The organism is Romboutsia sp. MSSM.1001216sp_RTP31141st1_G3_RTP31141_220114, from assembly GCF_039031195.1.
GTDB classification, from domain to species: Bacteria; Bacillota; Clostridia; order Peptostreptococcales; family Peptostreptococcaceae; genus Romboutsia_C; species Romboutsia_C hominis.
Genome location: NZ_JBCIUO010000049.1, coordinates 1 through 1,797 on the forward strand (window position 1 = coordinate 1; position 1,797 = coordinate 1,797).

The window sequence follows — 1,797 nt, forward strand, 5'->3', positions numbered from 1 at the left end:
GGCATATAGTATTCTCTAGATTATTATAATCCTTTCCTTTTTCTAATATTTGCAATGCTATATTTGCTAAACTTTCTTTCAATTCTTTATTATTAATTTCATTTTTTTCTGTATTTATTTTTTTGTTTTTATTAAATGTCCCCATGACTTTTTCCCTTCATAATTTTCTTTTGTTTCCTATATGACACAACTATTTTTTGTTTAAATAAAATTTTTGATTTATTTATTTTTCTTCTTGTTCTGAAATATATTGATATAAAACATTGAGCCTACCATTACGACTTCCTTTGAATATGACATTTGGATTAACTCTGTATGCTCCTTGATTTATCTGTTGTAAAAAATTACTTTCAAGCAAAGATTTCATTGTTCTACTTACAGTTTGATAAGATATTCCACTTTTTTCAGATATTTGTCTATATGTCATTGTAAGTTTATTTTCTTTATCTAAATTATCTAAAATCCAAAAAGCAAGTTTAGTTTTTTGATTTCCAATAAGATCAAGACTATTAATTACATGACTTAACCAAACTTTATGAAAATTAAAATCTCTTTCTTCTATATTTACAACTTGAAAATCCTCTATTTCCCCAGTATCTCTATTTATATATGTTTGATTTCCTATGATTTTAACTTTTTTACTTGTGTTCATATCAAACCCTCCAATTACAATACAACTTTTGATATGATTCTATCATACTAAAAATTATCAGTCAATACTTTTGATATGAGCGAATCATATCAAAAGTTATCAATTTTGGTATCAAGATATATCAAAAATCATATCAAGTACAATATTAATAAATGTTGAAATTTCAATAGTTATATCTATTTACATAGTAAATTTACTCTTATCTATATAAAAAGAGTGCTTTTTCCAACGAACAAAGTGAGTGAGAAATCATATTCTTCCATCGCAGACTAGACTAATATTTTTGGCTCTAAAAATATGGTCGATTCGCTACACGCTCAAATAAAGTTTATTTTTCTGTTACCGCACAAGTCCAAAACCATTGCTCCGCGGGACTTGTTTGCTACTTTTTTATGGCTTTTAATGAGGTAAACTTTGTTTCGTAATACCGCTTAAAATCGTTTATATTCGTTTCTAGTGCTTGAAACGATAAGTTATTAATTATAATTCTTTGAAATGCTTTTAAAGGCATTTTATGAGCTGAGAACGACATCAAGTGGACTGTGAAATAATAGGGGGTAGCCCGTAGGGGGTTCCTGTTATGTCGCAAAAGCCACTTGATAGAGTGAAAGCTTTACACTCTTGAACTGCTCTTAGTTGAAAACTAGGAGCTTGCCCTCTGCAAGTGTGGGTTTGGGCAAAGCCCAATTATGCGGTCAAGGGGTGCTTACCCCTTGTGGGGTTTTGGGGCAACGCCCCAAGGTCTTTAGCTCCATGCAATGGCATACTCCTTTACCGCTTAGGTAAAGTGTAGTATGTTACACTTTTTATATAATACCACATGTTTTGGTACATAATTTTATTTAACAAAAAAAGAACTTAACCTAAGTTAGTTCTTATAATTTGACTACTTAATTTACTGATGTAAACTTAAGAAGATATCTGTTGTTTCTTCAAAAAACTCTTCGTTAATATTAAGTTGAAGAATAGAATCAGCCTGAGCTGCAAAATAAAATGTTTCAACATCAGTTACAATTTTAAATAAAGCTTCAATCCCATGTCCTTCAATTACAAATAGATAACCGAATTGGCATATAGTATTCTCTAGATTATTATAATCCTTTCCTTTTTCTAATATTTGCAATGCTATATTTGCTAAACTTTCT

2 protein-coding genes are annotated in these 1,797 nt (G+C 29.4%); both read right to left on the reverse strand.

From position 1 onward, the window contains the following. Positions 1-223 precede the first annotated feature (223 nt). Positions 224-652, reverse strand: coding sequence for a replication/maintenance protein RepL (locus ABCP60_RS15830; RefSeq protein ID WP_343102177.1), 429 nt, complete (start codon positions 650-652; stop codon positions 224-226). Between the two features lie 895 nt (positions 653-1,547). Further along, positions 1,548-1,797, reverse strand: a 250-nt coding sequence (locus ABCP60_RS15835) for a hypothetical protein (RefSeq protein WP_343102178.1), incomplete at its 5' end; no start/stop codon positions are given.

Bases quoted from the DNA above. Each gene is read 5' to 3' on its own strand.
- ABCP60_RS15830 (WP_343102177.1), bottom strand. From the start codon at position 652: ATGAACACAAGTAAAAAAGTTAAAATCATAGGAAATCAAACATATATA.